Annotated in this window: 23 protein-coding genes and 2 pseudogenes; 15 read left to right on the forward strand and 10 right to left on the reverse strand. The window is 64.8% G+C overall.

What is annotated here, in order from left to right; translation table 11 throughout:
• Positions 1 to 17: 17 nt before the first annotated feature.
• Positions 18 to 623: a VOC family protein gene (locus QMA10_RS10645; protein ID WP_290168189.1), complete on the forward strand. Its 606-nt coding sequence runs from the start codon at positions 18 to 20 to the stop codon at positions 621 to 623.
• Positions 620 to 1,525 carry an alpha/beta hydrolase gene (locus QMA10_RS10650; RefSeq protein ID WP_290168191.1) on the forward strand — a complete coding sequence of 302 codons (906 nt, stop codon included), beginning with the start codon at positions 620 to 622 and terminating at the stop codon, positions 1,523 to 1,525. The genes QMA10_RS10645 and QMA10_RS10650 overlap by 4 nt, the downstream gene beginning before the upstream one ends.
• A gap of 123 nt (positions 1,526 to 1,648) precedes the next feature.
• Here the strand turns inward: QMA10_RS10650 and QMA10_RS10655 are convergent, their stop codons facing one another.
• Both QMA10_RS10655 and QMA10_RS10660 read right to left on the reverse strand, forming a co-directional pair.
• Complete coding sequence (locus QMA10_RS10655; protein ID WP_290168192.1) at positions 1,649 to 2,908, reverse strand: hypothetical protein; 1,260 nt, start codon at positions 2,906 to 2,908, stop codon at positions 1,649 to 1,651.
• Between the two features lie 121 nt (positions 2,909 to 3,029).
• Positions 3,030 to 4,184: a flavin reductase gene (locus QMA10_RS10660; RefSeq protein WP_290168193.1), complete on the reverse strand. Its 1,155-nt coding sequence runs from the start codon at positions 4,182 to 4,184 to the stop codon at positions 3,030 to 3,032.
• Positions 4,185 to 4,237: 53 nt separating this feature from the next.
• On the opposite strand from QMA10_RS10660, the gene QMA10_RS10665 reads away from it, so the two are divergent.
• Complete coding sequence (locus tag QMA10_RS10665; RefSeq protein WP_290168195.1) at positions 4,238 to 4,789, forward strand: carboxymuconolactone decarboxylase family protein; 552 nt, start codon at positions 4,238 to 4,240, stop codon at positions 4,787 to 4,789.
• Here the strand turns inward: QMA10_RS10665 and QMA10_RS10670 are convergent.
• Positions 4,781 to 6,046 carry a TetR/AcrR family transcriptional regulator gene (locus QMA10_RS10670; protein WP_290168197.1) on the reverse strand — a complete coding sequence of 422 codons (1,266 nt, stop codon included), beginning with the start codon at positions 6,044 to 6,046 and terminating at the stop codon, positions 4,781 to 4,783. The two genes, QMA10_RS10665 and QMA10_RS10670, sit on opposite strands and share 9 nt — an antisense overlap.
• Before the next feature lie 246 nt (positions 6,047 to 6,292).
• On the opposite strand from QMA10_RS10670, the gene QMA10_RS10675 reads away from it, so the two are divergent.
• Both QMA10_RS10675 and QMA10_RS10680 read left to right on the forward strand, forming a co-directional pair.
• Positions 6,293 to 7,087, forward strand: a complete 795-nt coding sequence (locus QMA10_RS10675; RefSeq protein WP_290168200.1) for an IclR family transcriptional regulator — start codon at positions 6,293 to 6,295, stop codon at positions 7,085 to 7,087.
• Between the two features lie 103 nt (positions 7,088 to 7,190).
• Complete coding sequence (locus QMA10_RS10680; protein ID WP_290168203.1) at positions 7,191 to 7,607, forward strand: VOC family protein; 417 nt, start codon at positions 7,191 to 7,193, stop codon at positions 7,605 to 7,607.
• Here the strand turns inward: QMA10_RS10680 and QMA10_RS10685 are convergent.
• Positions 7,604 to 8,185, reverse strand: coding sequence for a VOC family protein (locus QMA10_RS10685; RefSeq protein WP_290168205.1), 582 nt, complete (start codon positions 8,183 to 8,185; stop codon positions 7,604 to 7,606). The two genes, QMA10_RS10680 and QMA10_RS10685, sit on opposite strands and share 4 nt — an antisense overlap.
• Before the next feature lie 104 nt (positions 8,186 to 8,289).
• On the opposite strand from QMA10_RS10685, the gene QMA10_RS10690 reads away from it, so the two are divergent.
• Together QMA10_RS10690 and QMA10_RS10695 are read left to right on the forward strand one after the other, a co-directional pair.
• On the forward strand, positions 8,290 to 9,081 hold the full coding sequence (locus QMA10_RS10690; RefSeq protein WP_290168207.1) for a helix-turn-helix transcriptional regulator: 792 nt from the start codon (positions 8,290 to 8,292) through the stop codon (positions 9,079 to 9,081).
• A gap of 87 nt (positions 9,082 to 9,168) precedes the next feature.
• On the forward strand, positions 9,169 to 10,338 hold the full coding sequence (locus tag QMA10_RS10695) for an SGNH/GDSL hydrolase family protein (RefSeq protein WP_290168210.1): 1,170 nt from the start codon (positions 9,169 to 9,171) through the stop codon (positions 10,336 to 10,338).
• Between the two features lie 75 nt (positions 10,339 to 10,413).
• On the opposite strand, the gene QMA10_RS10700 is transcribed toward QMA10_RS10695, so the two are convergent.
• The 5 genes from QMA10_RS10700 to QMA10_RS10720 form a co-directional block, all read right to left on the reverse strand.
• Positions 10,414 to 11,130, reverse strand: coding sequence for a hypothetical protein (locus QMA10_RS10700; protein ID WP_290168212.1), 717 nt, complete (start codon positions 11,128 to 11,130; stop codon positions 10,414 to 10,416).
• A gap of 155 nt (positions 11,131 to 11,285) precedes the next feature.
• Positions 11,286 to 12,215: a carbohydrate ABC transporter permease gene (locus tag QMA10_RS10705; protein ID WP_290168215.1), complete on the reverse strand. Its 930-nt coding sequence runs from the start codon at positions 12,213 to 12,215 to the stop codon at positions 11,286 to 11,288.
• The gene (locus QMA10_RS10710; protein WP_290168218.1) at positions 12,215 to 13,156 is read right to left on the reverse strand and encodes a sugar ABC transporter permease; all 942 of its coding nucleotides are present in this window, start codon (positions 13,154 to 13,156) and stop codon (positions 12,215 to 12,217) included. Before QMA10_RS10710 ends, QMA10_RS10705 begins: the two co-directional genes overlap by 1 nt.
• A 77-nt stretch (positions 13,157 to 13,233) precedes the next feature.
• On the reverse strand, positions 13,234 to 14,610 hold the full coding sequence (locus QMA10_RS10715; protein WP_290168220.1) for an extracellular solute-binding protein: 1,377 nt from the start codon (positions 14,608 to 14,610) through the stop codon (positions 13,234 to 13,236).
• Between the two features lie 36 nt (positions 14,611 to 14,646).
• Entirely contained in the window at positions 14,647 to 16,158 is a 1,512-nt protein-coding gene (locus tag QMA10_RS10720; protein ID WP_290168221.1) for an alpha-N-arabinofuranosidase, read from the reverse strand.
• A 228-nt stretch (positions 16,159 to 16,386) separates the two neighbouring features.
• Between QMA10_RS10720 and QMA10_RS10725 the strand changes: the two genes are divergently transcribed.
• Together QMA10_RS10725 and QMA10_RS10730 are read left to right on the forward strand one after the other, a co-directional pair.
• On the forward strand, positions 16,387 to 17,427 hold the full coding sequence (locus QMA10_RS10725) for a LacI family DNA-binding transcriptional regulator (RefSeq protein ID WP_290168223.1): 1,041 nt from the start codon (positions 16,387 to 16,389) through the stop codon (positions 17,425 to 17,427).
• A 183-nt stretch (positions 17,428 to 17,610) separates the two neighbouring features.
• A complete protein-coding gene (locus tag QMA10_RS10730; protein WP_290168225.1) occupies positions 17,611 to 18,705 on the forward strand; it encodes an endonuclease NucS domain-containing protein in 1,095 nt (364 codons plus the stop codon).
• A gap of 85 nt (positions 18,706 to 18,790) precedes the next feature.
• Here the strand turns inward: QMA10_RS10730 and QMA10_RS10735 are convergent, their stop codons facing one another.
• Complete coding sequence (locus tag QMA10_RS10735; protein WP_290168227.1) at positions 18,791 to 21,454, reverse strand: M14 family metallopeptidase; 2,664 nt, start codon at positions 21,452 to 21,454, stop codon at positions 18,791 to 18,793.
• A 480-nt stretch (positions 21,455 to 21,934) separates the two neighbouring features.
• Here QMA10_RS10735 and QMA10_RS10740 point away from each other — a divergent pair, with 480 nt between their 5' ends.
• From QMA10_RS10740 to QMA10_RS17685, 6 genes and pseudogenes are all read left to right on the forward strand, one after another.
• Positions 21,935 to 22,714, forward strand: coding sequence for a tyrosine-protein phosphatase (locus QMA10_RS10740; protein WP_290168229.1), 780 nt, complete (start codon positions 21,935 to 21,937; stop codon positions 22,712 to 22,714).
• A pseudogene (locus tag QMA10_RS17680) lies at positions 22,711 to 22,983 on the forward strand (metallophosphoesterase); the annotation flags it as partial. The gene QMA10_RS10740 and the pseudogene QMA10_RS17680, both read left to right, overlap by 4 nt.
• 112 nt (positions 22,984 to 23,095) lie before the next feature.
• The gene (locus tag QMA10_RS10745; protein WP_290168231.1) at positions 23,096 to 23,677 is read left to right on the forward strand and encodes a hypothetical protein; all 582 of its coding nucleotides are present in this window, start codon (positions 23,096 to 23,098) and stop codon (positions 23,675 to 23,677) included.
• Positions 23,661 to 24,698: an ABC transporter substrate-binding protein gene (locus tag QMA10_RS10750; protein WP_290168233.1), complete on the forward strand. Its 1,038-nt coding sequence runs from the start codon at positions 23,661 to 23,663 to the stop codon at positions 24,696 to 24,698. Before QMA10_RS10745 ends, QMA10_RS10750 begins: the two co-directional genes overlap by 17 nt.
• Entirely contained in the window at positions 24,682 to 26,421 is a 1,740-nt protein-coding gene (locus QMA10_RS10755) for an iron ABC transporter permease (RefSeq protein ID WP_290168235.1), read from the forward strand. The genes QMA10_RS10750 and QMA10_RS10755 overlap by 17 nt, the downstream gene beginning before the upstream one ends.
• A gap of 146 nt (positions 26,422 to 26,567) precedes the next feature.
• A pseudogene (locus QMA10_RS17685) lies at positions 26,568 to 26,751 on the forward strand (ABC transporter ATP-binding protein); the annotation flags it as partial.

Consider the following 26,751-nt stretch of genomic DNA (forward strand, 5'->3'; position numbering starts at 1 on the left):
CAAAGGATGGAATCGACATGACACTGACCACCGGCACCGAAGCGCAGGTCAAGACAGAGTTCAACCCCCGCCTGGCCCACCTCGGTATCTTCTGCAAGGACCTCGACGCGATGGTTGAGTTCTACTGCCGTGAATTCGGCATGATTATCAGTGACTCCGGGCTCGGCAAATCCGGCAAAGCAGCCACCAAGCGACGCGGCGCCTTCCTCACCGGTGACCCGAGCGAGCACCACCAGCTGGCACTCATCGAAGGCCGCGCCCCGGAAACCCCGCCCACCACGGCGCAGATCTCCTTCCTCGTGCCCAACCTCAGTGAGCTGCGGGCCTTCTGGCGCCACGTCGTCACCACCGGCATTCCGGTTCAGGTGGTCAAGAACCACGGCAACGCCTGGAGCATCTACATCGATGATCCGGACGGCAACATGATCGAGGTCTACACCCACTCTGACTGGTACACGCAGCAGCCCCTGGGGGAGCCGCTGAACCTGGAGGACAGCGAAGAAGAGATCCTGCGGCAGACCGAGGCACTGGTCAGCCAGGACCCGAAGGCCCGGCCCCGTACCGAGTGGATGGCAGAGCAGGCAGCAAAACTCAAGGCTGCCCGAGTCGCTCTCGCCTCGTGACCGCCGCCGTCGGGGAATTCCGCAGCGTCTGGACTTACCTGAACCGCACTCCGCACGCCCTCCGCACGGTGGAGGCGCGCGGGGTGCGCACCAGGTACCTGGAAGCGGGCGATCCCTCCAACCCCGTCCTCATCCTGCTGCACGGCACTGCCGGCAGCCTGGAGAACTTCTGCGCCAATTATGAGGCGCTGTCCCGGGATTACCACGTCCTGGGGCTGGACCTGCTGGGCTGCGGGTACACGGATAAACCGGACTTCGATTATCAGATTTCCGATTATGCAGCGCATGTGCGCGATTTCATGGACGCCCTGGGCATCAGGGAAGCCTCGCTGATTGGCGTGTCCCTGGGATCATGGGTGGCCGCCCGGCTGGCCAGGGATCTGCCGGAGCGGATTGTGTCCCTGGTTGCGCTGGCACCGGCCGGAATCGTCGTCGACGCCGCTGCCGAGGAGAGTTTTGCAGCTGACGTCAGGCGGCGCCGCGGAGCCGCGGCAGCGGACCCGACCTGGGAGACGGTGAGCGCGGCCATGGGACGCCTCATGCTGAACCGCGAGGATCTTATTGATGACCTCGTGGCCGTGCGGCTGGGGATTTACCGGCAGGATTCCATGAAGGCCGCCATGGGCCATCTCCTGGCCTTCACCCGCGGGAACAACAAACTGACCCGCGAGGAGTGGTCCGAGATCCGCCAGCCCATGCTGGTGGTGGCGTCGGTTGATGCGCCGAATATGTTCCTGGACAACGCGTATGAGATCACGCGTCTGGTGCCGGGCGCCGAACTCTGCGAAATGCACGGGTGTGACCACTGGCCCCAGTTTGAACAGCCGGAAGTTTTCCACGAAGTGGTGCTCCGGTTCCTGGGCAAACATGTGAAGGGCCGTGAACTGACCAGCGCGCGCTGATGATACGAAAGGCCGGCCGGACGCTTCACCGTCCGGCCGGCCCTTTGGGTTTTCATACACCGGCCGAGAGGGTGCACCAAAAAGGGGCGGGATGTCTTCATCCCGCCCCTTCCCGTGTTCGGCCTACTTGTAATAGGCCAGGGTGCCGAAGTCAGTGAACGGTGCAGGCGGCAGCCCGAACAGAGTCTTGATGTACTGTCCCGCCGCCAGTTCACGGCCTGCCGAACCGTGGTTCCGGGCAGCCATCAGATCCCGGAAGGTCTGCTGCAGCGGGTTGCTGGAAGCGGAAGCTGCAGCGCCGGCAATGGGCCAAATGTCGGCAAAGGACTCGAAGCACGTGGCATTGGCCTGCGCTGACTCGTAACGGATCCGCATGCGCTCCAGCGGAGTGGCTTCCTCTCCCCGGCAGGCAATGTCAAATAGCATCCGCCAGTTCTGCAGGTGGCGCTCCCGTGCCGTACCGATCTTGGTCAGCGCCTCGGCTACCTTCAGGTGCAGGAAAGGGTTCTGGGCGATGGGAGAACCGGTGCCCTGACGGGTGAGCCGCAGGCGGGACTGCTCAATGAACGTGTTGATGCCCCCGAGTCCTGCGCCCAGGACGGTGTTGGTGGGTGTGGCGTTAAAGACGGCCGAGAAGGACATCCAGTAGAGGGGAACGTTGTTGACTGCCCATCCCGGGTTCTCGTCATTGTAGGTGTCGACGAATTTGTGCACCCGGTAGTCCGGCACAAAGACATCGGTGAGCGAGACTGACTTGCTTCCGGTGCCCTTGAGTCCCTGGACATCCCAGCTGTCATGGTCCACCGTTACATCGCTGATCGGCACAACAAAGGCCTTGTCGCCGCCGCCCAGGATCACCCACTGGGCATGGTCAACACCGCTGGAGAACGTCCACGTGCCGTTCAGGACGTAGCCGTCACCGGCTTCCGTTACCTTGCCGATGGGAGCGTAGGAGCTGGAGGCGCGGGTGTCCGGGCCGGTGGCCCAGAATTCATCCTGCATCCGCTCGGACATGAGCGCGATCTCGAAAGAGTGCACGTTGAGCTGGCCGGCAATCCAGGCGGCGGAGGCATCGGCCTCGGCGATTTTCATGATGCCTTCGAAGAAGGACGCCGGGTCCATCTCAAGTCCGCCGTAACGCAGGGGAGTGAAGGCCCGGAACAGTCCGGTCCCGATCATGTCCTCAACCGTGGCGTCGGGGACCCGCCCCTCGGCTTCGGACTGTTCCCGGCGGGACCGGACGCCCTCAAGGATTTCGTCAACGGCTGCGAGGTAATCCTGGCCGGCGGACAGTGCGCGTTCCCGGTAAGCGGACCAGTCAAGGGTGCGGGGGTTGGAATCAGTGATGGTGGCTGGGTTCAGGGAGTCGGACAAGGTCGACATGTTCCCTCCTCTTGTTTCTTTGGTCGGTGCGCGTCGCCGTATTTTGGGCGGGCTGACGCAGGTCATTCAGCGGGCTTCAGGGAACGCGGCTAACCGGTTCCCTGCGGTTATCAGGAAGTGGTTACGGTGCCAGAAGGCGGAGCAGGACCCGGCGGGCAGCTTCCAGGTCAGCGGGGTCTATGCCGTTCAGCTGTGCGGCGGTGAATTCCTGCGCGCTGCTCAGGAGATCACGGCGCACGGCCCTGCCGGCGTCAGTCAGTTCAAACACGTTGCCTGCGGAAACGGCAACCCACCCCCTCGCACGGAAATCGTTCAGCGTGTCCTCCACCGTGGCTTCGCCCAGCAGCGCCCGCTCGGAGATCTCGGCGGCTGTTGCCGGGGCAGCATCGAGCAGGTTGATGACCCGGCTTCCCACCACATTGATGTCCAGGCGGCTCCGGTACTCATCAAAGAGGCTGGACATGTGCTGTTCCGTGGCCTTGAGCAATGACATGAACAGGGGCTGATCCCCTTCGGCGCCGGCAGGCTTGACGGAGGGCGCTGCTGAGGTCAGCTCCACCTGCGGATGTGCCTCGGCTATGCCGTACTGTCCCTGCGAGAAGAGCAGCGGTGCACCGTCCAGCCGGGTGCAGCGATTGACCCGGCCAATGATGATCTGGTGATCGCCGCCGTCGTGCGTTGCCTCCAGGGTGCATTCGAAGTGCGCAATGGCCTGGTTCAGGACCGGGTCGCCGTGCATGCCGGCAGTCCAGGAAACCTGGTCAAACTGATCGTCCTGCGGACGTGCGAAGAGGCCGGAGACAGCCACCTGGTCCTCTGCCAATACGCTGACGCTGAAGTGCCCGTTGCGGGTAAAGGTGTCGCGGTTCCGGGATTCGTTGCGGATGGACCATGAAATAAGCGGGGGATCCAGTGATACGGCGGCAAAGGAATTGACCGCCATGCCCACGTGGCTGGTTCCGTCCGACGTCGTGATGACGGTGACTCCGGTTGCAAACTGTCCAAGGGCCCGCCGGAAGGCGCGGGGGTCCTCCGCGGGATCTCCCCGCTCAATGATGCCGGCAGCGGTTGGCTGCGGCGAATAGGTGATGCTCATTTCCTGGTCTCCTTGTTGGTGCGGCATGACCGTCACGGCCCATGTCTCCTCGCCCAAAGTATGGTCCGTGGCGGGACGCGCCGGGAGCAGGTGTTCCGGATGCCGGGATAGTTCCCCGTCGGCCGTGCCCGGCATTCCGCACAGCGGAAGACGGCGTGCCGGCAGCTCCGGATCAGCCATAGACTTCCCGGGTGGCAAGGCCCGCTGCACTTACTCCGACAGAAGGAGCCCCCGTGGCACGCATCCCCTACCTCGATCCTGCTGCCGCGCCCGCACGGACGCGGCAGGCGCTGGACGGCAAACGAGGCATCAACATTTTCCGGCTCATTGCACAGGCGGAAAACGCGGCACCCGAAGTCCTGGCGCTCGGGCACCGGCTGAGCCGGGGAAGTTCACTGCCGCCGGTTGAACGCGAGGTGGTCATTCTCCGGGTGGCCCGGCTCTCGCAGGCAAGCTATCAGGCGCACGAGCACCATGCAGTGGCGCTGCGGCACGGGTTCACGGAAGAGAAGATCGCCGCGGTGGCCCAGTATCCTGCCGCAGGAAGCGCGGAGCACCTGACGGACTTTGAGCAGGACCTGATCAGGTTCACGGATTCAGTGGTGGAGACCACCACAGCCCCGGATGATCTGTTTGCCCGGATCACTGCTGTCTACAACCACTCCGAAGTGGTGGAGCTGGTGCTCATGATCGGCTTCTACATGATGGTGGGCCGCGTCATGAATACCTTCGAGGTGGAACTGGAAACGGGTCCGGTGGAGATCTTCAGGACCGCGTCAGCCTAACTGCCCGTCCGTTCCGCCCGCCGTGCCTTCGATCATGGCGCCAACAAGTGCGGAGAGCAGAGCCGTGTCATAGGTCTGGCCGAAAGCGACGCCGAGCATCAGCCCTTCCCGAAGGACATTGGCGGCCCAGCCGATGCCGGCAGGATCGGCTGTTGTCCCGGCGGACCCAGCGGCCGCGGCAATCCACGTGTCCAGGGCGGCAAACTCACGCGCCATACCCAGCTGGATGGCCTCTCCGCCCAAGGACGGCGGGTCCCTGCGCTGGAGTTTCAGGAGCAGTCCTGCCTTGACCGTATCCGGACACCTCATGGCACCCTCTACGCTGCCTACCAGTGACCCGGCCAGGGCAGCGGACCAGCCGGTCCCGGACCGGGGGTCGGTGTGCGGTGCGTTCATGAGGCTGAGGAAGGGTTCGGAGACAGCCTCGCGGATCAGCGTCTCCTTGTTTTGGTAGCGCCAGTAGATGGAACTGCGCTGCATCTGCGAACGCTCGCAGATCCGGGCCAGGGTTGCTCCTTCGTATCCGCTTTCGGCCACAAGGGAACGCGTGGCGGAAAGCAGGAACTCCGGCGAGCCCGGCTCCGGGTGGGCCGTGTCTTTTCCCGCGAAATCCGGGGCGCCCGCGATGGCCGGGGGAAGCAGGTGTTCCCGGGACAGCAGTTCCTCGAAGGCTGCAGAGAGCGCCGCCGCTACGAGGGTGCCACCCCGGTGGACGGGCGGCACATCGGAAATATAGTGGCCGTCCAGGAAAGCGATGGTCAGCATGGTCATCCACTCGGCAATGTCTTCCCGGGGAGACCCGAAGCGCGCTTCAGCTGCAGCCTTCCACCAGGCGGCAAGTTGCCGGCGTACCCGCTGGCGGCGTCCGCGGAAGGGCTCCTGGGCGGGGGACCCGGCGGCGTTGCCTTCCAGGGCGATCATGATGCCCAACCGAACGGGAGCTTCTGTCGGCGCCGGGGTGAAGTCCGCTCCGAGCACTCGGAACAGTTGCTCCGCCAGGGGAGTCTCCGGATCAAAGTCGGGCCAGCCCGGTGCTTCGTCCGCCCGCCGCCGGTATGTGCTTTCCAGCGCCGCGGCAATCAGGCCGTCCTTGGTATCGAAGTACCAGTAGATGGAGCTGGCAGGCCTGCCGGTGACTCGTGTGATGCGCGCAATGGTGGTGCCGTCATATCCATACCGGCTGACGAGGCTCACGGTTTTCGCCAGGATGGTCTGCAATGACACCTCGCCGCGCGCGTTTCTGCGACTGGTGTTCATCGCCGCCTTCCCCTAGCTTTCGAAACGGGCAGTGCGCCTATTCTGCCCTAAATCCTATCCGCACCAGCCACCGAGCATATTGCCTATCCCGGTGGATGGGAATGCGCTTGCGGCGGCGCGCCGGGGGATTGACCACGCGTGGACCATTCACTACAATCTCTGTACTAAGCACTCCAGAAGTGATGTAGGCCATAGAACGTACAGTGCAGAAGCAAGGATGCTGTGCGCTGATCTGAGGGAGCCGGTATGTCGATCGCCATTGAAGACAGAAAAACCAAAAAGGGCAGCCATGATACGGACCCCACGGAGGGAAGGGCGTCCGTACTTCGTGCGCTGCAACTGCTGGACGTCTTCACGGGCGACCAGCCAACACTCGGCGTCAGCGATATCGGCCGCCGCGCCGGGATCCCCACCTCCACCGTGCACCGATTGCTGTCGCACCTGGTCAAGGGTGACTTTGTTGCCAAGGAAGGATCGAGCTACCGGCTCTCCGACCGGCTCTTTGAGTTGGGAAACAAGGTGGGGCACAGCCGGCCCAAGGGGCTGAGGTGCACGGCGGCACCTTTTCTGGGTGAATTGTTCGGCGCCACGCGTCTGACCACCCACCTGGCGGTGCTTGACGGACCGCAGGTGCTGATTGTGGACAAAGTGGTGGGCCTGAGCACCTATCCGTCGCGGACCGACATCGGCGGACGGTACCCGGCGTTCTGCACGTCCTTGGGGAAGGCCATGCTGGCCTTCGAGCCCGAGGCACAGATCCGCGCCGCAATCGCCGCGGGAATGCCGCGCCGCACCAGGCACACCCTCACCAGTCCGGCTGCCCTGCTGCAGGAACTTGCCCAGACAAGGACCACACGGCTGGCCTATGACCGGGAGGAGGCCACGCTCGGCCAGATGTGCGTCGCGGCGCCCATTCTCTGTGATGGCAGGGCTGTCGGCGCGATCAGCCTTTCCGGCGCGGCGCATTCCTATGACGTCGCGGCACATGGCGCTGCCCTGGTGCGGATTACGGCTCAGCTGGGGCGGAAACTGGGAAGCTGACGCATTCGCGATCCGGAACCCCTTCCTCCCGGATGCTGTCCGCGCCTACTCTGGCTGGACATCCATCCACACCGTTTCACACGGAGTTTTGAAGGAGATCACCATGTCCGTCCTCATGAATCCCTACCTCAGCTTCCGGGACAACGCCCGCGAGGCCATGGCTTTTTATCAGAGCGTGTTCGGCGGATCCCTGGAAAGCAGCACGTTCGGGGAAATGAACATGGCCAATGACCCGGGCGAGGCGGACAAGATCATGCATTCGTCCCTGAAGACGGACGACGGGCTTGTCCTGATGGCCTCGGACACCCCGGCCGGGATGAACCTGGACGAGGGCAGCAGCTACTCCATCTCCCTGAGCGGCGACGACGGCGAGCGCCTGCGCGGCTACTGGGACAAGCTGCTCGACGGCGGCCAAATGACGATGCCGCTGGAAAAGGCACCCTGGGGCGACGTGTTCGGGATGCTGGATGACAAGTTCGGCACCAGCTGGATGTTCAGCATCGAGACGGAGGACTCCTAGGAGTTCTTTCCGGAGTCCGCCTGGACGTCCTCTCCGGAGCCGGCCGACATGCCCTGCCCGGCCGCCCACTCGGCAACCCGGGCGGCACTTTCCTCCTCGGACAGGTCCTCCACCCGGGACATCACGGACCAGCGGACCCCAAACGGGTCACGGATACTGGCGAACCGGTCCCCGGAGACGAAAGTGGTCAGCGGTTCGCGGACGGTGGCCCCGGCTGTTTCTGCCCGGGCCACGGTCTCATCCGCGTTTTCGCAGTACAGGCCCATCGAATAGCAGTCGGCGTCACCTTCCGGGGCAGGGACCAGCCCGTAGTCGGGGTTGGGTTCGCCCAGCTGCAGCCGACCGCTGCCGAAGTCCAGATCGGCGTGAACCACAATGCCGCCCATCTCGGTGGCATCGATCAGCCGGGCGCCAAAGACATCACGATAGAAGTTGATGGCTTCGCGGGCATTCGGAACGGCGAGGAACGGGGTCAGCGTGGTGACTCCGTGCGGGACGCCGCCTGTTGTGTGCCGGCCGGTGACACCTGACGTACCCGGCGCTGCGGCAGAGGAAGGGGAGTTGGGTGTAGTAGTCATGTCTTGACAGTAGGAGTGCGGACAGGGCTCAGGCTTGAAGATTCGCGACAGCTTGGCAGACGCGGACACGGGAGAGGCATCGGCCGGACACGGCAGGGACGGACATGGGCGAGGAGCAATGGCGAGGGGCGCTGTATCCCGCGCGGCTGCCCACCTTCCATCGGATCCCGGCACCGGCAGCGCTCGCAGACCGGGTGCGCTGGTTCTGGATTCCGGAATGGAACCTGGCCCCCGGCCGGGTGTCGCGGCAGGAATTGCTGCCCTTTCCGGCATTGAACCTGGTGGTCCAGCCGGGCGGCGTCACGCTGTCCGGTCCGGCGACCCGGCGTTCCTTCAGGGACCTGTCCGGACGGGGCTGGGCCGTGGGAATGCTGCTGCGTCCGGCGGCGGTGCCGGTGTTCGCGCAGGACCCGGGCAGTCTGCGCGGCGTCGAGATTCCCTTTCCTGCGCCGGATTTGCTGGCGCAGGTTTCGGCTGCCATGGCGGAGGACGACGGCGCCTCCCGCCGCAGTGCCGCGGCGGCTGCGGCGTCCGGCTGGTTGGAAGCACAGGTCCCTGCCCCCGGCGCTGACGCTGTGCTGGCCAACCGGCTGGAAGACCTGATCGCTGCGGATCCGGCACTGGTACGGGTGGAGCAGGCCGCCGAACAGCTTGGCGTCTCCGTCCGGACGGTGCAGCGGCTGGCACGGCGGCATGTGGGAGTGCCTCCGTTGGCCATGATCCGCCGGTACCGGTTGCAGGAAGCGGTTGAACGGGTGCGGCTGCAGCCCTCAACCCCTATTGCGGACATCGCTGCGGAACTGGGCTACGCGGATCACGCGCACCTGGCGGCAGCCTTTCGCGAGGTCCTCGGGTTCACCCCCAGCAGCTACCGCCGGTCCGCGGGCGGGTCGTAGCCAACAAGCGGGTTCCGGCCGGAAATGCCCGGACCTGACGCATGCACTAAGGTGGCTGGGCACCTGGATACCGACGAAAGACCCCCCATGATCACCACTGCCATCACGCCCGATCTCGTTCACGGAGCCGCGGAACTCGAAACCACTGCCCGGGGACTGCGGCCGCACCGCCTGCCCGCCGGGGTGCGCTCGCGTTTCCCGGATCCGCAGCTGCTCATGGCCGAGGCCCAGCCCTCCGGCGTCCGGCTGGTGCTGTGGACGACGGCGGAACGGCTGGAGATTGTTACGCACCCCGCCCGCGTGGTCTATCTCGGCGCCGACCGCCCCCGCGGACACGTGGATCTGCTGGTCGACGGCGAGCTGATGCACAGCGACACGCTCAGCGGGGGCTCCTACACCGAGGTCAACATGTCCACCGGCGCCAGCCGGCAGGTCGAAGGAGCCTCGCACACCAGTATCTTCACCGGCCTGCCTGCCGGGTCCAAAGTGGTGGAGATCTGGCTGCCGCACAACGAGTCGGTAGAGCTGGTGGAGCTGCACAGCGACGCTCCGCTGGAACCGCACCGCTATGACCGGCCGGTCTGGCTGCACCACGGCAGCTCGGTCAGCCACGGCTCCAACGCCGCCGCGCCGTCGGGCATTTGGCCCGCTGTGGCGGCGCGGATTGGCGGTGTGGAGCTGCGCAACCTGGGGCTGGGCGGCAGTGCCCTGGCGGATCCGTTCACCGCGCAGGTCATGCGGGACACTGCGGCGGACCTGATCAGCGTGAAGCTGGGGATCAACGTGGTGAACATGGACGCCATGCGGCTGCGCGCGTTTGTGCCCGCTGTGCACGGCTTCCTGGACACCATCCGGGAGGGCCATCCGGAAACACCGCTGCTGCTCATTTCGCCGATTTTCTGCGGCATCCACGAGGACACCCCCGGTCCCGGCGCCTTTGATCCGGCGTCCTTCGGCACTGACCAGGTGAAGTTCATCGCCACCGGTTCGCCGGAGGGGGTGGCTGCCGGCCAGCTGACGCTGCGGGTAATCCGCGACGCGCTGCAGTCCCTGGTGGAACGCCGGTCCGAGGACGCGAATCTCTATTACCTGGACGGGACGGCCCTGTATGGCGCCGAGGATGCTGAGGACCATCCGCTGCCCGATGCGCTCCACCCGGATTCTGCTACGCACCGGCTGATCGGGGAGCGGTTTGCGAAGTACGCTTTTGCGGGCGAGGGCCCGTTTGGACAGAACGCGAAGCGGGCTGTTGCCTAAGCGGACCCGTTAAAACTCGTTGGGGGTGCCGGCTGAATTCAGCCGGCACCCCCAACAGCGGAAATATGGTGGCGGTTAGGCCTGGTAGCCGCCGAACTTCTTGGCCTGCCGGTAGGCCTTGCTGCGGGTGAAGTACTCGCTGGAGGGCTTCATGAACATCAGGACGACGGCGGTGAACGTGGCCAGCAGTGCCAGCAGCGTCAGGATGCCGGAGACAGTCCCCGCGGCGAATAGGCCGATGAGCCCAAGGAGGGAGAACACGGCGAAAATGGTGATGACGATCCGCGCCCAGTTAAAGCCCGCGCGCACCAGGAAAGCGAGCGTCACCCGGACTGCGAGCCCGACAACGCCGGACAGCACTGCCGACAAGGTACCGCTCGCCACGCCGGCGGACAGCGTGTCGGAATCGACGTCCAGTCCGGCGTTCCGCAGCGTCTCCTCGAGGGTTTCGAGGTATTCGGGGGAGTTCACGTAGATCAGGCCGAAAGGCAGTGCAATGAGTCCCAGGACAGCGCTGGCGATCAGGAGCCAGAAGGCCTGATCGATTTGCTTGGGCCGGGGCGGCTCTTCGGCCGGGGTCATCTGGCCGTAGGGACTTCCCTGGTAGGCGTAGCCGCCCTGTGCCGGGGAGCCGCCCGGAGCCGGATAGTTGTAGTTGCCGGGCGTGCCGGGGCCGCCCGGATAGGCCTGTCCGCCCTGCGCCGGCTGCTGTCCCGGCTGACCCGGCTGGCCGGAATTCCACGGTCCGGGGTTGTTGCCGGACTGATCGTTGGGTTGGTTAGGTTCGCTCATAAGTTGTTCCCCCTGGAAGATGCTGTGCCGTGACGGCAATCGCGGTGAGCCGCCCGAGCCGGGCGGTCGAATCGGTCACGGCCAGCCTAGCGGTGATGGATGACGGATGACGGGATTCAAGGGGCCCGGTCGCCCTTGTTTTGCAGGGTTACTTGTTATTTCAGGCTTCCCAGTGACAACCCGCCCTGCCAGTATTTCTGCAGCATCAGGAAGGCGATGATGAGCGGGATGACGGACACCAGGGAACCGCTGGTCACCAGGTTCCAGACCAGGCTGTTGGCGGTGGCGGAGTTTGACTGGACCTGCCAGGCGTTCAGTCCCACCGTGACCGGCAGCAGCGTCTGGTCCGAGATCATGGCCAGCGGCAGGAAGTAGTTGTTCCATCCACCCACCACGGACAGCAGCAGCACGGTGACCACGGCCGGCCGCATCAGCGGCAGGGCAATGGTGAAGAAGGTGCGGATCTCTCCGGAGCCGTCCACCCGCGCCGCATCGAGCAGTTCGTCCGGGATGGCGTCCTGGACGTAGACCCGCATCAGGTACACGCCAAAGGGGCTGAGCAGTGACGGCAGGATCACGGCCCAGACGGTGTTGGTCAGGCCAAGGTTGTTGAAGAGCACGTAGGTGGGAATGACGAGCGCCGTCGCCGGCACCATCACCGAGGCCAGCAGCACCATGAAGCTGACGGTCCGGCCCCGGAACCGGTATTTGGCAAAGGCGTAGCCGGCCAGCACGGCGAGGACAGTGGCACCGACCCCTCCGGCCGTTGCATACAGGAAGGAGTTGCCCAGCCAGCGCAGGTAGATGCCGTTGTTGTACGTGGCCAGCTGCTGGAGGTTGTCGAACAGGGCAAAGTTCGAGTCGAACCAGAGCGGACCGCCGCTGCCGGTGAACAGGCCCTGGGTACTCTTGGTGCCGGCCACAATGAGCCACCACAGCGGCAGCAGAAAGTACAGGGACGCCACGGCCAGGAGGATGTGCAGGCCAACGGACCGCTCGCGCCGGGGTTTGGCGGCGGCGCGTTTGCGCCGCGGACCCGAGGCGGTGACGGCGTCGTCGAGGAGGGGTGCCGGTGTAGTGGTCATCAGTTGAGTCCGCTCTTCTTGCGGGTGGCGATCAGGAAAATGATGGAGGCGAGGAAGACCATGAGTCCCAGTGCAAAGGAGATGGCCGAGGCGTAGTTGAACTGCTGATAAGAGAACGCCAGGTTGTAGGCGTAGAGATTTGGCGTGTAGGCGGCGTCGATCGCGTTGCCGGCGAGCGGAGCGAGCACCTGCGGTTCGGTGAAGAACTGCAGCGTCCCGATAAGAGCGAACACCATGGTCAGGACCAGCGACGAGGTGACAATCGGGATTTTGATCTGCAGGGCGGTCTGCAGCTTTGTTGCCCCGTCAATCCGTGCGGCTTCGTAAATGGACGGGTCGATCGACTGCAGCGACGCATAGATGATGATCATGTAATAGCCGGTCCACTGCCACGTCACGATGTTGGTCAGCGACCAAAAGATCGAGTTCCGGCCCAGCAGGTCCGGCGCCTGCACATTCAGGAAATCGAAGAAGCTCACCAGCGGCCCGAAGGACGGGCTGTAGAGGAATCCCCACATCAGGGCACCGATAACACCCGGAATGGCGTACGGCGCGAAGATGAGCAGCCGCGAGAACCGGGACAGCCGCGTCCTGACGTCGTCAAGAAGGAGCGCAAAGATGAGCGCCAGCCCAATCTGGAGCGGCACAAAGACGACGGCGAACCCCGCCACCCGCGTCATGCCGGACAGGAACCGCTGGTCGGTAAAGGCCTTGACGTAGTTCGCCAGGCCGGCGAACTTCTCGCCGCCGGCGAGAGTGTTGGTGTGCAGGCTCATCCAGAACGCGTAACCCAGCGGCAGGACAAGGAATACCAGGAAAACGATTGCGAAGGGGGCGAGGAACACCCACCCGAACCGCGCGGTTTTGCGCTCCAGGCTGGTTCCCCGTTTCAGCGCGGCCGGGAGCCGGGCCGGCGTTTCAAGCTCTGAGGTGGCTGACATGTGTCTCTTCCTTGGGACGCATTGGGGGGGGGGTGACCTCCGTGCGGGCGGGGTCTGCCCCGCCCGCACGGAGTAACTTATTTCAGGGTGAAACCCTGCTCGGTGGCATAGGTTTCCAGTGACTCCTGGAGCTGATCCGCAGCATCCGAAGCTGAGATGTTGCCTTCGATCGCTTCCGAGAGCAGACGCTGGGACTCGTCGTAGTAGTACTGCGAGAAGGGCGAGAATGTCACGCCCTCATACTCAAGCGCTGCCGTGCCGAAGATTTCCTTATTCAGCTGCTGCCCGTCGAAGAACTCGTAGGGGCGGTTTTGGAAGTAGTCGGATTCGATCATTTCGGGGTAGGCCAGGAAGAGTCCGCCCACCTCGACGCCGAGTTCCTTGGTTTCCTCTGACTCGTAGAGTTCCGCGGCCACCCTGGTGGCGAGGGCGGCGTCGTCGGCCTGGACCGTCACGGCCAGCGTGCTGCCGCCCCAGTTCACCTGCTTGGGGGTGGAGGCATCCCACTGCGGGATCGGAGCCGCCCGCCACACCGCTTCCGCGTCGGCACCTTCCAGTGCGGGGATGTGGACGTTGTACCAGAACGGGTAGATGGCCGTGGCGTACTTGCCGGTGCCCAGAGCGGTACTGAATTCGGGGGTCCATGCCTGGTCGGTGCCCATCAGGTCCTGATCGACCAGGTCCAGCCAGTAGTTGAAGACCTTTTTGCTGGCCTCGTCATTGTGGTTGATGCTGATCTCGGTGGGGTTGCTGTTGTCGAACTCGAAGGGCACGGCATCCGCCTGGTCCAGGAAGGCGTAGTGCTGGCCCTGGCCGTTCGGCGCGAAGTTGCCGATCAGGGTCTTTCCGCCGGTGGCCTCGCTGAGCTGCTTGGCCGCAGCGGCGTACTCGTCCCAGGTGGTGGGAACCGGAATCCCGTGCTTGTCGAAGATGTCCTGCCGGTACCACATCCCCACGGGCCCGAGGTCGACCGGCACCGCGTAGACGCTGTCGCCGCTGGAAACATCGCGCCACGCACCGGCGGTGAAACTGTCCTTGTACTCGTCAATGCCGTGTTCGCTCATGTCCACCAGCCCGCCCTGCATGAGGAAGCTGTTCAGCCAGTCGTACTCGATCTGGGCGATGTCCGGGGCACCGGACTTCGACTGCAGCGAGGTGGAGAGCTTGGTGTACTGATCGGCTCCCTGCCCGGCGTTGGTCCAGCAGATCTGCACGTCATCGTGGCTTGCGTTGAACGTGTCGACCGTCTGGGCAGTGTCCTCGAACCAGCCCCAGTAGGTGACCACCGGGACGTCGTTCACCTTGATGTCGTTGGCGCAGTTTGTTTTGCTCGCGCCGGCCCCGCTGCTCCCGCCGCCGTCGCCGTCGTCGTTACTCCCACAGGCGACCAGTCCTGAGGCGAGGACCGCCGTCATGCCTGCTGCGAGCAGGTTCTTTGTTGTTTTCTTGTGCACCGCTTACTCCTTTGTATGGGTGGTGTTGGCAAATGCTTAGTGCAGGTCCAGCGCGGTCCAGGAGACCGGGGGAAGGGTCACGGTGACCGTTCCGTTGTCGATGCGTGCGCTCTTGTTGGGTTCGGGGACCACCCGGTCCTGGTTGTTGAGGGTGTTGGTGGCGGAGAAATCGTCGTCGTGCAGGGTGTCCGCGCTGCGGAGCGTGTCGACGCCGAGGGTGCCGGCGTCGATGCTGACGGTGACGGTTTCCGTGAGGCTGCGGTTGACCAGGAACACGGCAGCGGTTCCGGCTGCCTCATCCGAGGTGGCGACGGCGTCGACCATGGGCACGTCGCCGTACAGGGCGGTGGACATCAGCGGGGACTCGATTTTCGGATCCAGGACGGTGCCCCTAGCCAGCCGGGAGGTGATGGCAAAGGGGTAGAAGGTGGTTTGCCGCCAGGCCGGTCCCTCCGGTTCGGTGGTAATCGGGGCGATCACGTTCACCAGCTGGGCCAGGCTCGCGGCGGTCACCCGGTCCGCGTGCCGGAGCAGGCTGATCAGCAGGTTTCCGACGACGACGGCGTCCATCGCCGAGTAGGCGTTCTCCAGCAGGCGCGGGGCCTGCGGCCAGTCGGCGGGATCGGTGACCTTTTCGACGTCGTCGTAATGCGAGAGGTACCAGACATTCCACTCGTCGAAGGAAAGGTACATGGTCTTCTCGCTGCGGCGGACGGCCTTCACATGGTCCGCGCTCGCCACCACGGAGTCGATGAACCGGTCCATGTCCACGGCGGAGGCCATGAAGCTGGCGAAGTCATTGTCCTTCGGCTCGTAGTAGGCGTGGCAGGAAATGAAGTCGACGTCCTCGTAGGTCTCTTCCAGGACGGTCCGCTCCCAGTGCCCGAACGTGGGCATGTTGGCGCCGGAGCTGCCGCAGACCACCAGTTCCAGCGCGGGGTCCACCTGGCGCATGGCGCGTGCGGTTTTGCCGGCCAGCCGCGCGTATTCTTCGGCGGTGCCGTGGCCGAGCTGCCAGGGGCCGTCCATTTCATTGCCCAGGCACCAGAGGCGGATGGCGTGCGGCTGCGGGCTGCCGTTGCTGATGCGCTGGTCCGAGAGCGTGGTGCCGCCCGGGATGTTCGCGTACTCGAGCACGTCCAGGGCCTCCTGCACGCCGCGGGTGCCGAGGTTGACGGCGTACATCAGTTCGGTGCCGGTTTCCCTGCTCCACCGGGCGAATTCATCCAGGCCCACCTCGTTGGTTTCGGTGGAGTGCCAGGCCAGGTCCAGCCGGCGGGGCCGCTGCTCGCGGGGGCCCACGCCGTCCTCCCAGCGGTAGCCGGAGACAAAGTTGCCGCCCGGATAGCGGACGGTGGTCACTCCGAGTTCGCGCACCAGGTCCATGACATCTTGGCGGAAACCGTCTTCATTGGCGGTGCGGTGGCCGGGCTCGTAAATGCCGTTGTAGACGGCGCGGCCGAGGTGTTCCACAAAGGAGCCGAAGACCCGTCGGCTGACGGGCGCCACGGTGAAGTGCGGGTCAAGGGTGAGGCGGGCATCGGGCATGGGGACTCCGTTGTCTAAATGGTCCAGGGCCGGTGTACGTCCGGCGCTGCGGAAGGCTTTTTTCTGAGGTGCTGGTGGTGCAGGCTTGATGTAGGTACAACGTTGTACCCGGAACGCTAAACCGCGCACGGTTGAGGCGTCAAGGGTTCGGGGCATTGTTTTTATCCGGCTAGGATTTGAAGACGTTTTGGCCGGAGAGGCCGCAGGGCAGGAAGGCTCCTTCGAACCATGAATCCAACGCTTCACGATGTTGCCCGAGCCGCCGGCGTTTCCATCAAGACGGTTTCCAATGTCCTGAATGACAATCCCAAGGTCGGCCCGGAAACCCGCTCCCGGGTGAGCCGGATTATCGAAGAATTGGGATACCGCCCCAATTTGTCCGCCCGCGGACTGCGCTCCGGCAAAACGGGAGTTATTGGACTGGCCGTTCCGTCCATTCGGGAAAACTATTTTGCCGAGCTGGCGGATTCGGTGATTCGTGCCGCCGCCAAGCGGGGGCTGCGGGTGCTCATTGAGCAGACCAACGGCCAGCGGAAACTGGAACTGGCGGCACTGTCCGGCGGCCGGCTGCGCTTTGTTGACGGCATGCTGTTCAGCCCTGCGGCGCTGGGGCAGGACGACGCCGGCGCCCTTGCGGTGGACGAGCCGCTGGTGCTGCTGGGGGAGCGGATCTTCGGCGGACCCACGGACCACGTCACCATGCACAACACGTCCTCGGCGCGGGCCGCCATCGAGCACCTGCTGGGCCTGGGCCGCACCCGGATTGCCCTGGTGGGTGCGCCGGAGATTTCCGAGGATGCCGCCAGCTCGGCGAGCCTGCGCGAGCGCGGCTACCGCGAAGCGCTGGCAGCGGCCGGCATTTCCTTTGATCCGGATTTGGTGGCCCGCGGCGGCAGATGGGGCCGGGACACCGGCGCCGAGGCGATCCGCGGACTGTGCCGCAGGGGCGTCCGTTTCGATGCCGTTTTTGCGCTGAACGATTCCCTGGCCCTGGGGGCCCTGCGTCAGCTGGCGGTGGAGGGGCTGCGCGTGCCCGGGGATGTGGCAGTGATCGGCTTCGACAACATTGACGAGGGGCGTTTTTCGCTGCCCTCGCTCACTACGGTGGATCCCGGCCGGGACGAGATTGCCGAAACCGCGGTGCAGCTGCTGGCGGAGCGGATCGGCGAGAAGGGTGAGCCTGCGGCGCCGCGGACGGTGAAGGCGGGGTTCCGGATTGTCCGTCGCGAGTCCACGGGGTTTCGGGACGACGACGGCGGTAGGGAGTAGCTCCAGATGTGAGCGCTCGATTCGATTGGCAAACGCTTTGCGCTTTCGAAGCCATGAAGACGCGAAATTTTCCACCTGTGCAAACGTCGAAGCCAACAGCTAGCATGCATCCCAACTATGTCGACCGGTTTAAGCCGAAGTCGTCGCATCAGACTGCTGCGCCGCACCGTAGGAAGGAAATCCTTGCCCCTAGAAATTGGTCTGTGGCGCGTTACCGACGGCGCTGTTCACCTTACCCCCGCGAAGATGCCCAAAGAATCTCGCCTGGAGCAGCTGATTCTTGATGACCCGTCGATCCTGGAAACTGACTTGTTGCTTATCGGCAATCAAGTTCTCACCAGTCATGGAAAATTTATAGACATCTTGGGAATCGATGTTGATGGGGCAGTTCACATTGTTGAGCTCAAAAGGGACCGTACACCTCGCGACATCGTGGCGCAGGCACTCGACTACGCTTCTTGGGTGCAGGGTCTCTCAAATGACGAGCTGCGGGACATTTTTGCAAAGCACCACCCCGGCATCGATTTCGATACTGCTTTTGCGGACCGTTTTGAGGGTACTCCGACACCGGATGACCTGAATGAGGCCCACTATATTACTGTGGTTGCCAGTGATCTGGATGACAGTACGGAACGAATAGTTCAATACTTGAGCTCAACCCATTCCGTCCCTATAAATGTGATGCTTTTTCGCTATTTCTCCGATCAGGGGAATGATTATCTAGCCAGGACATGGCTTATTTCCAACCAGCGGCAAGTCAGTTCTACCCAGCCCGGTTCCAAGAAATCTGTTTGGAACGGAACGGATTGGTACGTAGCCTTCGGTTGGGAGAACCTCAGACGAAGTTGGGTTGATGCTCGGGAATATGGATTTGTCTCGGCCGGAGGTGGCGAGTGGTACTCTCGGTCGCTGCGCAAACTGCCAGTGGGTGCGCGAATTTTTGTGCACGTTCCGGGCCAGGGCTACGTCGGAGTTGGCATCGTGACGGGTCCGGCACTCCCCGCATCAGAATCTTTCCTCGTCATGTCGGGGGTAGAGCAGCCTTTTCGTCAGCTTCCGTTGCAAGGCGATTACGGTCTGCATGAGAGTGTGCAGGCTGAAGACGGTTCAGATGCCAATGAGTACATCGTGCCAGTTACATGGGAAAATACCGTTGACCTTTCAGAAGCATTCTGGCGGAAAGGACTTTTCGCTAATCAAAACAGTGCCTGCAAACTTCGTCATGAATTGACGCTTACCGAGGTATCCAAAGCTTTTCAGGTAACCAAAGCGGTCTAGCAACAGCTCCGTTTGAAGTGGGTTTTCCCGGTGACAGGAATTCCCGGGCCGAGGGTGGATGCCCCGACCCGGGATTCCTTGGTTGCTAGCGGCCTGCCTTGGTGAACAGGCCGGCCATTTCCTCAGCCGTCAGTTCGGTGCCCGCGCCGTTGTAGATGGCGTTGGTCACCACGGTCCAGGAAGCGCGCGGCCAGGTGCGGAACGTGATGTGCCCGCCGGCGATGGTCACGTCCCCCTCGCCGACGTTGAAGGAGGCAATGTTGGTTGCCCCGTTGAGCGCTTCGGCACCTAGAGCGTATCCGCTGACCAGCGGGTTGCCTTCGGCGGGGTACTGCGAAACCGAGGTTCCCTCCCCGGTCAGGCGGAAGGCGGAGTCGTTGTTGAACCAGGTGGGCCACGACGCCGGCATGCCCCAGGCTGCGGGAGCGGTGGTGTCGTAGTCCTGGGCCAGCAGGGCGCCGGGAACCATGAAGGCGGCGCGGTCCGCCGGGGTAATGTTCTCCACCGGCAGGCTCATGGCAGCGGCAGCGGTGAGGGACGAGGACCCAAGAGCAAGGATGCTGCCGCCCTGCTCGGCAAACTCCGCGAGCTTCTGCGGTGCATCCGGCACACCGGCCGCCCAGGCGAACTCCTCCGGGTATTTGGTGGTGTCCAGCCCGGTGGTCAGCCGTTCAGTGGAGATGCCCGGTGCCAGCACAATGGAGTCGAACTTTCCGGCCAAATCCGCGTAGTCCTCAGCTTCCACCACTTCATAATTGGTGCCGAACTGGTCCATCATCCACATCAGCCAGCCGCCGGGCATGTTGTTGGCCCCGCGGACCAGACCGATCCGGGTATTGTCGGCGAGTTTGATCGCCCCCGTTTCCGGCATCTGCGCCGTGGCGTAGACCGGCAGGCTGGTGTCGCGGATGGCCCGGGTGAGCGCACCGCGGGCACCGCGTTCGCCGGCGGGAACCATCAGCGCACCGGGAGCAAACTCCTGCCCGTTCACGGTGATGGGCCCGGCCGCACGGTACGCATCCACCCCGGCGTCCTGCAGATCGTCAATGATCCGCCCCAGTCCGTAGGACTCGGCACTGAGAATGTAGGCGCCGTTGCTTCCCGGCGGCCGGGGCATCTGAACCCGATCCTGCCGGATTTCGCGCACCTGCCGGGTGGCAGTCTCGAACGGCTCCTGCACCGCGGCAACATCCACGCCCATGAACAGGGCAATGTTGTCGGTGGTTTCGCTGTACGGCATGATCAGCGGGCAGTCGGCGCACTTGCGGGCGCTGTCCGGATACTCGTCGATGCGCAGCAGCTGATCCACCCAGCGGCCCAGCGGCTGCTGGGTGCGCAGGATGTATGAGCCGGCGGCGAACTCCCGGCCCTCCGCGGTGAAGGCTGCCGTGGCCTGCTCGATTTCCACCTCGCCGAAGTCGAAGATCCGCATCATGTCATACACGGCGTAGGGGTCCCGCTGGCCGCTGGGCACCACATAGGCGTACGGGCCGCCGTCCCAGTTAACACTGTTCATGTTCACCCGGTAGAGGTTGTTCAGCAGCCAGGACTGGGGATCCGAGGCCACCGTGTTCATGCCGGAGAAGGCAGCCGAGGTGGCGTACTGGACAATCTGCTTCAGCGTCCAGGTGTCGGAATCGTAGGGCAGGGGAGAGCGCATTGTTTTGTCGACCGGTTCCAGCACGCCGTCTCCGGTGAAGGGGTAGGCCAGGTCCCGGACTGAAGCGATCTCGGTCAGGAAGGTGGAGGTGCCCAGGAAGGTGCCGTAACCGGCGACGTCGGCGTTCCAGAGAATGCCGTACGCGTCGTCGGACTTCACGCCCTTCAGGCCTTCGGCCACGAGGTCACGCTGGGTGAACTGGCCCAGCGCGTTCGAGGAGGAGATGGCGATGGGATCCACGGCCGTGGACAGGGGCTCGTCATACGGCGGGGTCCAGATCCGGGGACTGTTGGTTCCGGCCTGGTGCATGTAGTGCTGAACCACCGGACGGTATTTCTGCTCCAGCTGCACCCGGGTCCGGGATTCCTTCTGCGTGAACATGAACCAGTCGCGGTTGTTATCGTGCCCCACGTAGGAGTGGTAGAGATCCGGGTACACGCGGTTGTACTCCGTGCCCGCGGTGTCGTTGAAGTAGTCCACCACCATCTGCTGCCCGTCCGGGTTGGCGGAGGGAACGATCAGCACCACCATCTTGTCCAGGATCTTGTTCATGGCGGCGGAGTCTTCGGTGGCGAGGCGGTGGACGACGTCGACCAGCGCCTGCGTGTTTCCCACTTCCGTTGCGTGGATGGAGGCCTCAACGTAGTAGACCGGGACGGTTCCGGCGGCGACCTTGCGGGCGTAGTCCTCTTCCTCCATCCCGGCCGCGGCGGCCTCGGCAACCATCGCCTCGGGATCGGCCAGCCGCTCGTTGGTGGCGAGGATTTCATCCAGCCGGTTCAGGTTCTCCTCGCTGCTCATCCGGAGGATCGGGTACTCGTTGTTGTCGGTGGTGCGGTCCACCACTTCGTAGTCAACTTCCGGGGACTGCGCGGCGATCGTCTCGAAGTAGTCGCTGATGTCCGCGAAGGACGCGAGCCTGCCTTCGTCGCCCATCTCGAAGCCGAAGTACTCGGCTGGGGCGGGAAGGTCCGGGAGTTTGCTGCCGGGCGGTGCATCGCCGCGGTAGCCGGCGGCCGGGGAGATGGCCAGTCCCAGCAGGGCGAGTGAGGCAATAACGGCGGTGGCTGATTTGTGCCTTATCTGCATGGAGGAATCCCTCATACGGGCCGCGGCCAGTTCCGGCCACGGCAGGGTGCTGCTTGAATACAGCGCATCGAAAACATGCGGTGTTGCAGCTGACGGTGCCCGGCCGTCGTCGAACCGGGCACCATCAGCCGTGTCTGTGCCGCACCCAGTGGTGATGCGGCGGCGCGAGTGTAGGAGGGACGCTAAGGGGCTGGTTGGCAATGATCAACCGTTGTGGGCGGATTTGGGTCGGGTAAGCGGAGGTGGTGTTGTTTCTTGGGCGGATTCTGATTATTGGGGCGGTACTGATGCGTGGCAGCACAGCCTGCCCGACTTGTCGAGGGTAAAGCAGTGTTCGGCAGTCGCAGAGGGGCAGGGACGAAACCGGTGGATTGGGAGTGTTCGGACACGGTTGGCCTTGCTGCTACCCCGGGTTCACCATCGATTAACCTCCGCTGGGTGAACTCGGAGAGTCCCAACCGAGCACGAACCAGAGGTTCCATGAATACTGAACTGCACCCCGGTCCGCAGGTGTCTGCAGGCCTTCCACCCTCAGCTGCCGGACTGTTCAATTTCCGTGACGCGGCAGCAGGAACCGGCACTCCGGGACTGCGCCGGGGACTTCTCTTCCGGTCCGGAGCCCTGAACGACCCCAACGCGGCAGACCTCGCTGAGCTGGCCGCAGTGCGGATCGCCACGGTTGTGGACCTGCGCGAGCCGGGGGAGGTCGCCTCCGCTCCCGACATTGTTCCCGCCGGCATACGGGTGGTGAACGTTCCGCTCTACTGCGGAAGCATCCCCGTCTCCGAACCGATAGAAACCGTCTACCGGCATTTGCTGCAGAACTGCGCCCAGGCAATGACCAGCGCCGTCGGCGAGGTGATCAGGAACCTCAATGGCGGGGTCCTGGTGCACTGTGCTGCAGGGAAGGATCGCACCGGGCTGGTCATCGCGCTGGTGCTTGACGCCGTGGGGGCCTCGGATAGCGACATTGTGGAGGACTACTCCTGCACCGAATCGGCCCTTCCCGATTCCTTCCGGCAGGCTGTGCTGACCCGGCTCAGCGGTCTGATCAGCGATCCTGCGGAAATGGCTACCGCTGTCCGTCTGCACCTGGCCAGCCCGCCCGAGGTTATGAACGGCGCGCTGCAGGACTTGGCTGCAGAATCCTTCGAGGGCGAGACGGGTGCCGCCGCGTACCTGCTGCGGCACGGTCTGGGCCAGGATTTGCTGGACCACGCCCGCATCCTGCTGCACGGTACCGGACTCCCCACGGCATGACCGGGCTCGGATATACCCTGATCCACCTCACCGACACTCATCTGAAACATCCGGGTGAGCTGCTGTTCGGCGCCTTGGATACGTGGGAGCGCACCGCCGAAGCGCTGCGTACTGCGGGCCGCTACCGGCCCGACGCCGTCGTCGTTACCGGCGACGTCGCGGATTGCGGCCGGGATATCTATGCCGACGCCGCCGGCATGTTCGCCCGGGCAGGGCGGGAGCTGGGCTGCCCGGTGATCGTGCTGCCCGGTAACCATGACGTTCCCGGCACCCGGGCGTGGACGGGAGAAGTGTTCACTGGTTCGCGCACAGCCCAGGGGCCGGGCCCTGGGGATGACGTGCATTTCGTGGGCGGACTGCGCCTTATCACGCTGGATTCGGATGATCCCGGACAGCCCGCTGGCCGGCTCACCGGGGAACAGCTGCACTGGCTGGATACTGTCCTGGCCGATCCTGCCCCCCGACGGCACTGTGCTTGCCCTGCACCATCCTCCCGTCGATTCGCTGCTGCCGCAGCTGGCCGGCCGCGGCCTGGCCCGTCCGGCGGAGCTTGCCGGCGTGCTTGCCGGCACGGACGTCCGTGTTGTCCTGTGCGGGCACTACCACCATGCGCTGTCAGGCCGGCTTGGAGGTGTGCCGGTATGGGCGGGCCCGGCGGTGTCCTACGGCCAGGATCTTTTCGCTCCGCCGGAGACCGTCCAGGGCCTGGACAGCAGCTGGCTCTCGGTCATCAGGCTGGGCGAAGGCAGTTTCAGTGCCGTGCCGGTGCCGCTCCAGCGGGCCCAAGCCGTGGTGTTCAGCAGGCCCACCGCACACCTCAAAGCCATTCCAGCCGCGGCCACCACCGCCACCAACCGTTCCACCCATCCCCTCCCGGAGCCCGCACGGGCACCGGGCCACCCTTCCCGGCAGCAGCCGTTGCTGCCGGTGTTCCAAGGAGAACCCCTTGCTGCGCAGCTCTAAGAACCCCGCCCTCGCTGTCCTCTCGCTTGCTTCGCTTGCGCTCCTGACCGCCTGCGGCGGCAGCGCCGACGGCGCCGAGAACGCCCCGGCAGCCGCTGCTACCGGTGCCACCGGAACGCTCACGGTGTACACCTCCGAGCCGCAGGCCAAGATCGATGAACTGGTTGCCGCCTACAACGAGGTCAATCCGGAGGTCAGCGTTGAGGTTTTCCGCGCCGGCACCGGCGAGCTGAAGACCCGGATCGCCACCGAGAAGGAGACCGGCGGTATCCAGGCCGACGTGATCCTCGCCGCCGACGTCCCCACGTTCGAGGCGTACGCCGCCGAGGGTGACCTGCAGGTCCTGGACATCGACAACACCGCAGAACTGAACCCGGATGTTGTCGACGCCGAGGGCTACTACGTAGGCACCCGCATCATTCCCACCGTCATCGCCTACAACACCACCCTGGTGGACAACGCCCCCGAGTCTTGGGCCGAACTGACCGACGAAGAATACAAGGGCATCATCGCCATGCCGAACCCAGACGTCTCCGGTGCCGCTGCCTTCAACACCACAGTCTGGCTCGAGACTCCGGCGCTGGGGGAGAACTGGTTGAAGGACCTGGTCAAGAACGAACCCACAGTGCTGGAAAGCAACGGCCCGGTGGGGCAGGCCGTGGCCGCCGGCACTTCGGGCATCGGGATTGTGGTGGACTATGTGGCCCGCGAACTGGCAGCGAAGGGCTCACCGATCGCCTTGTCTTACCCGAGCGACGGCGTGCCATACGTTTCCCAGCCGGCCGGCGTCTTCACCGATGCGAAGAACCCGGACGCCGCCAATCAGTTCGTGGAGTTCCTCGTATCGAAGGAAGGCCAGGAGCTGGCCGTGGCGCAGTCCTACCTCCCGGTGCGCGACGACGCCGGCGTCCCCGAGGGTGCGCCGGCCCTCGCCGACGTGGAGCTGCTGAACCCGGACCTCACGGTGATTGCCGAGAAGCAGGCAAGCGCCGTCGCGAAGTTCAATGACCTCCTCAAGTAACTCGGTGGCCATGCCGGCTGGGCAGATCACGACCGCCGGCCGGAGCCCCGCCGGACTGAGCCCCACCGGCGGCGGGCCGCGGGGCGACGGACTGCACTGGCTCCGGTTGGCGGTCTGGGCGGTGCTGGCGTTGCTGGTGCTTCTGCCGCTGGGCGTCATTGTGTTCCGCGGGGCCCAGCCGGCCAACTTCGAGGTGCTCACGGACCCCGACGTGCTGGCGGCGGCGTGGAACTCCGTTTCCTCCGCCACCGGATCGGCCGCGTTGGCCACCGCATTCGGTGCGCTGCTCGCCGTCGTGCTGGACCGGACGGATCTGCCGGGCCGGACGGTGCTGCGCTGGATTTTCCTGTTGCCGTTCCTGATCCCGCCCTTCATTGGGGCGATGTCCTGGATGGCGCTGCTCGCGCCGACCGGCACCGTGAACAAGACGTTGATGGCACTGACCGGTTCCGCGGACCCGGTGCTGGATATTTACGGCGGCGGCGGTGTGGTGTTCCTGCTGGCTGTGCACTCGTATCCGCTGGCCTACCTGGTGATCAGTGCCGCGCTGCGCCGGGTTCCGGGCAGCCTGGAGGAAGCCGCCCGGATCAGCGGTGCCGGCGGGCTGCGCACGTTTTGCCAGGTGACCCTGCCGCTGGTGCGCCCAGCCGTGGTGGCCGCGTTTGTGCTCACCCTGGTCGCTAACCTCTCCGACTTCGGCATTCCCGCGCTGATCGGCCTGCCCGAGCGGTACACCACGCTCACCACCCTGGTGTACCGCTACCTCGCCTCCGGCACGGTGACCAATCCGCTGCCCGCCGTGGCTGCAATCGGCGTCGTACTTCTGGTGCTGGGCCTGGCCGCCGTGCTGCTGCAGCGTCGGCTGCCCCGGGGCAGCGAACTGGGCGGCTCCGGAGCAGCCGCATTGCCGCTGCAGCTGGGATCCGCCCGCTGGGTGGTGGCGGCGCTGCTGTGGTCCACCGCCGCCGTCGTCTGCGTCCTGCCGCTGCTGGCGCTGACCGAGCAGGCGCTGCTGCCCGCGCCCGGTGTGCCGTTGACCTGGGAGAACCTGACACTGGCGAACATCGCCCGCGCCGTCACCAGCGGCGGAGCGCTCTCCGGCATCGCGAACTCGGTGCTGCTGGCGCTCGGTGCCGCGCTGGCGTGCGGCGTGCTGGGACTCGGTGTTGGTGCGCTCCTGACCCGCACCAAGCATCGTTCCAACGCCGCGCTGGACGTCACCGCCATGCTGCCGCAGGCACTGCCGGGCCTCGTCCTGGCCGTCGCCTGGCTCCTGATTGCCCCGGCGCTGGGCATCTTCAACACGCCGTGGGTGATCCTCGGCGCGTATGTCATGGCGTTCCTGGCCCTGGTGGTCCAATCCGTGCGGGCACCGCTGGAATCCGTGCCGTTGTCCTTGGACGAGGCCGCGCGGATCTCCGGTGCGGGTCCGCTGCGGGCACTGGGCGACGTCGCGCTGCGGCTGAGTGTGCCCGCGGCGGTGAGCGGCGCCGTCGTCGTCGCCTTGACCGCCGTGCGCGAACTGACCATTTCCATCCTCCTGGTGGCGCCCGGCTCCCAGACGCTGGGCGTGGTCATCTTCAACCTCCAGCAGGCCGGGGACTATAACTCGGCTTCCGCCCTGGCGCTGCTGGTCACGATCGTCGGCGTCGCGGGGCTCTCCGCGACCGCCGCTCTGGGAGCCCGCCGCACAGCGCGCACCCGCTTCCGGAAGGGAAAGTAAATGTCTTCGATCAGCCTTCAAAACCTGCGTCACGTCTACGCCAACGGCCATGTTGGCCTCGCGGAGGTGGACTTGGAGGTGCACGACGGTGAATTCCTGGCTTTGCTGGGCCGTCGGGTTCCGGCAAGACCACGCTGCTGCGCAGCATCGCCGGGTTTGTCCAGCCGGAGGGCGGCACCCTACGCCTCGGCGGCACGCCGGTGGCGGGCCCGGGCGCCTGGGTTCCGCCGGAGAAGCGGAACCTTGGGATGGCGTTCCAGGATCACGCGATCTGGCCGCACTGGTCGGTGGCGAGGAATGTGGGGTATCCGCTGCGCCTGGCGCGCGTGC

The organism is Arthrobacter sp. APC 3897, assembly GCF_030407495.1.
Taxonomy (GTDB): domain Bacteria; phylum Actinomycetota; class Actinomycetes; order Actinomycetales; family Micrococcaceae; genus Arthrobacter_B.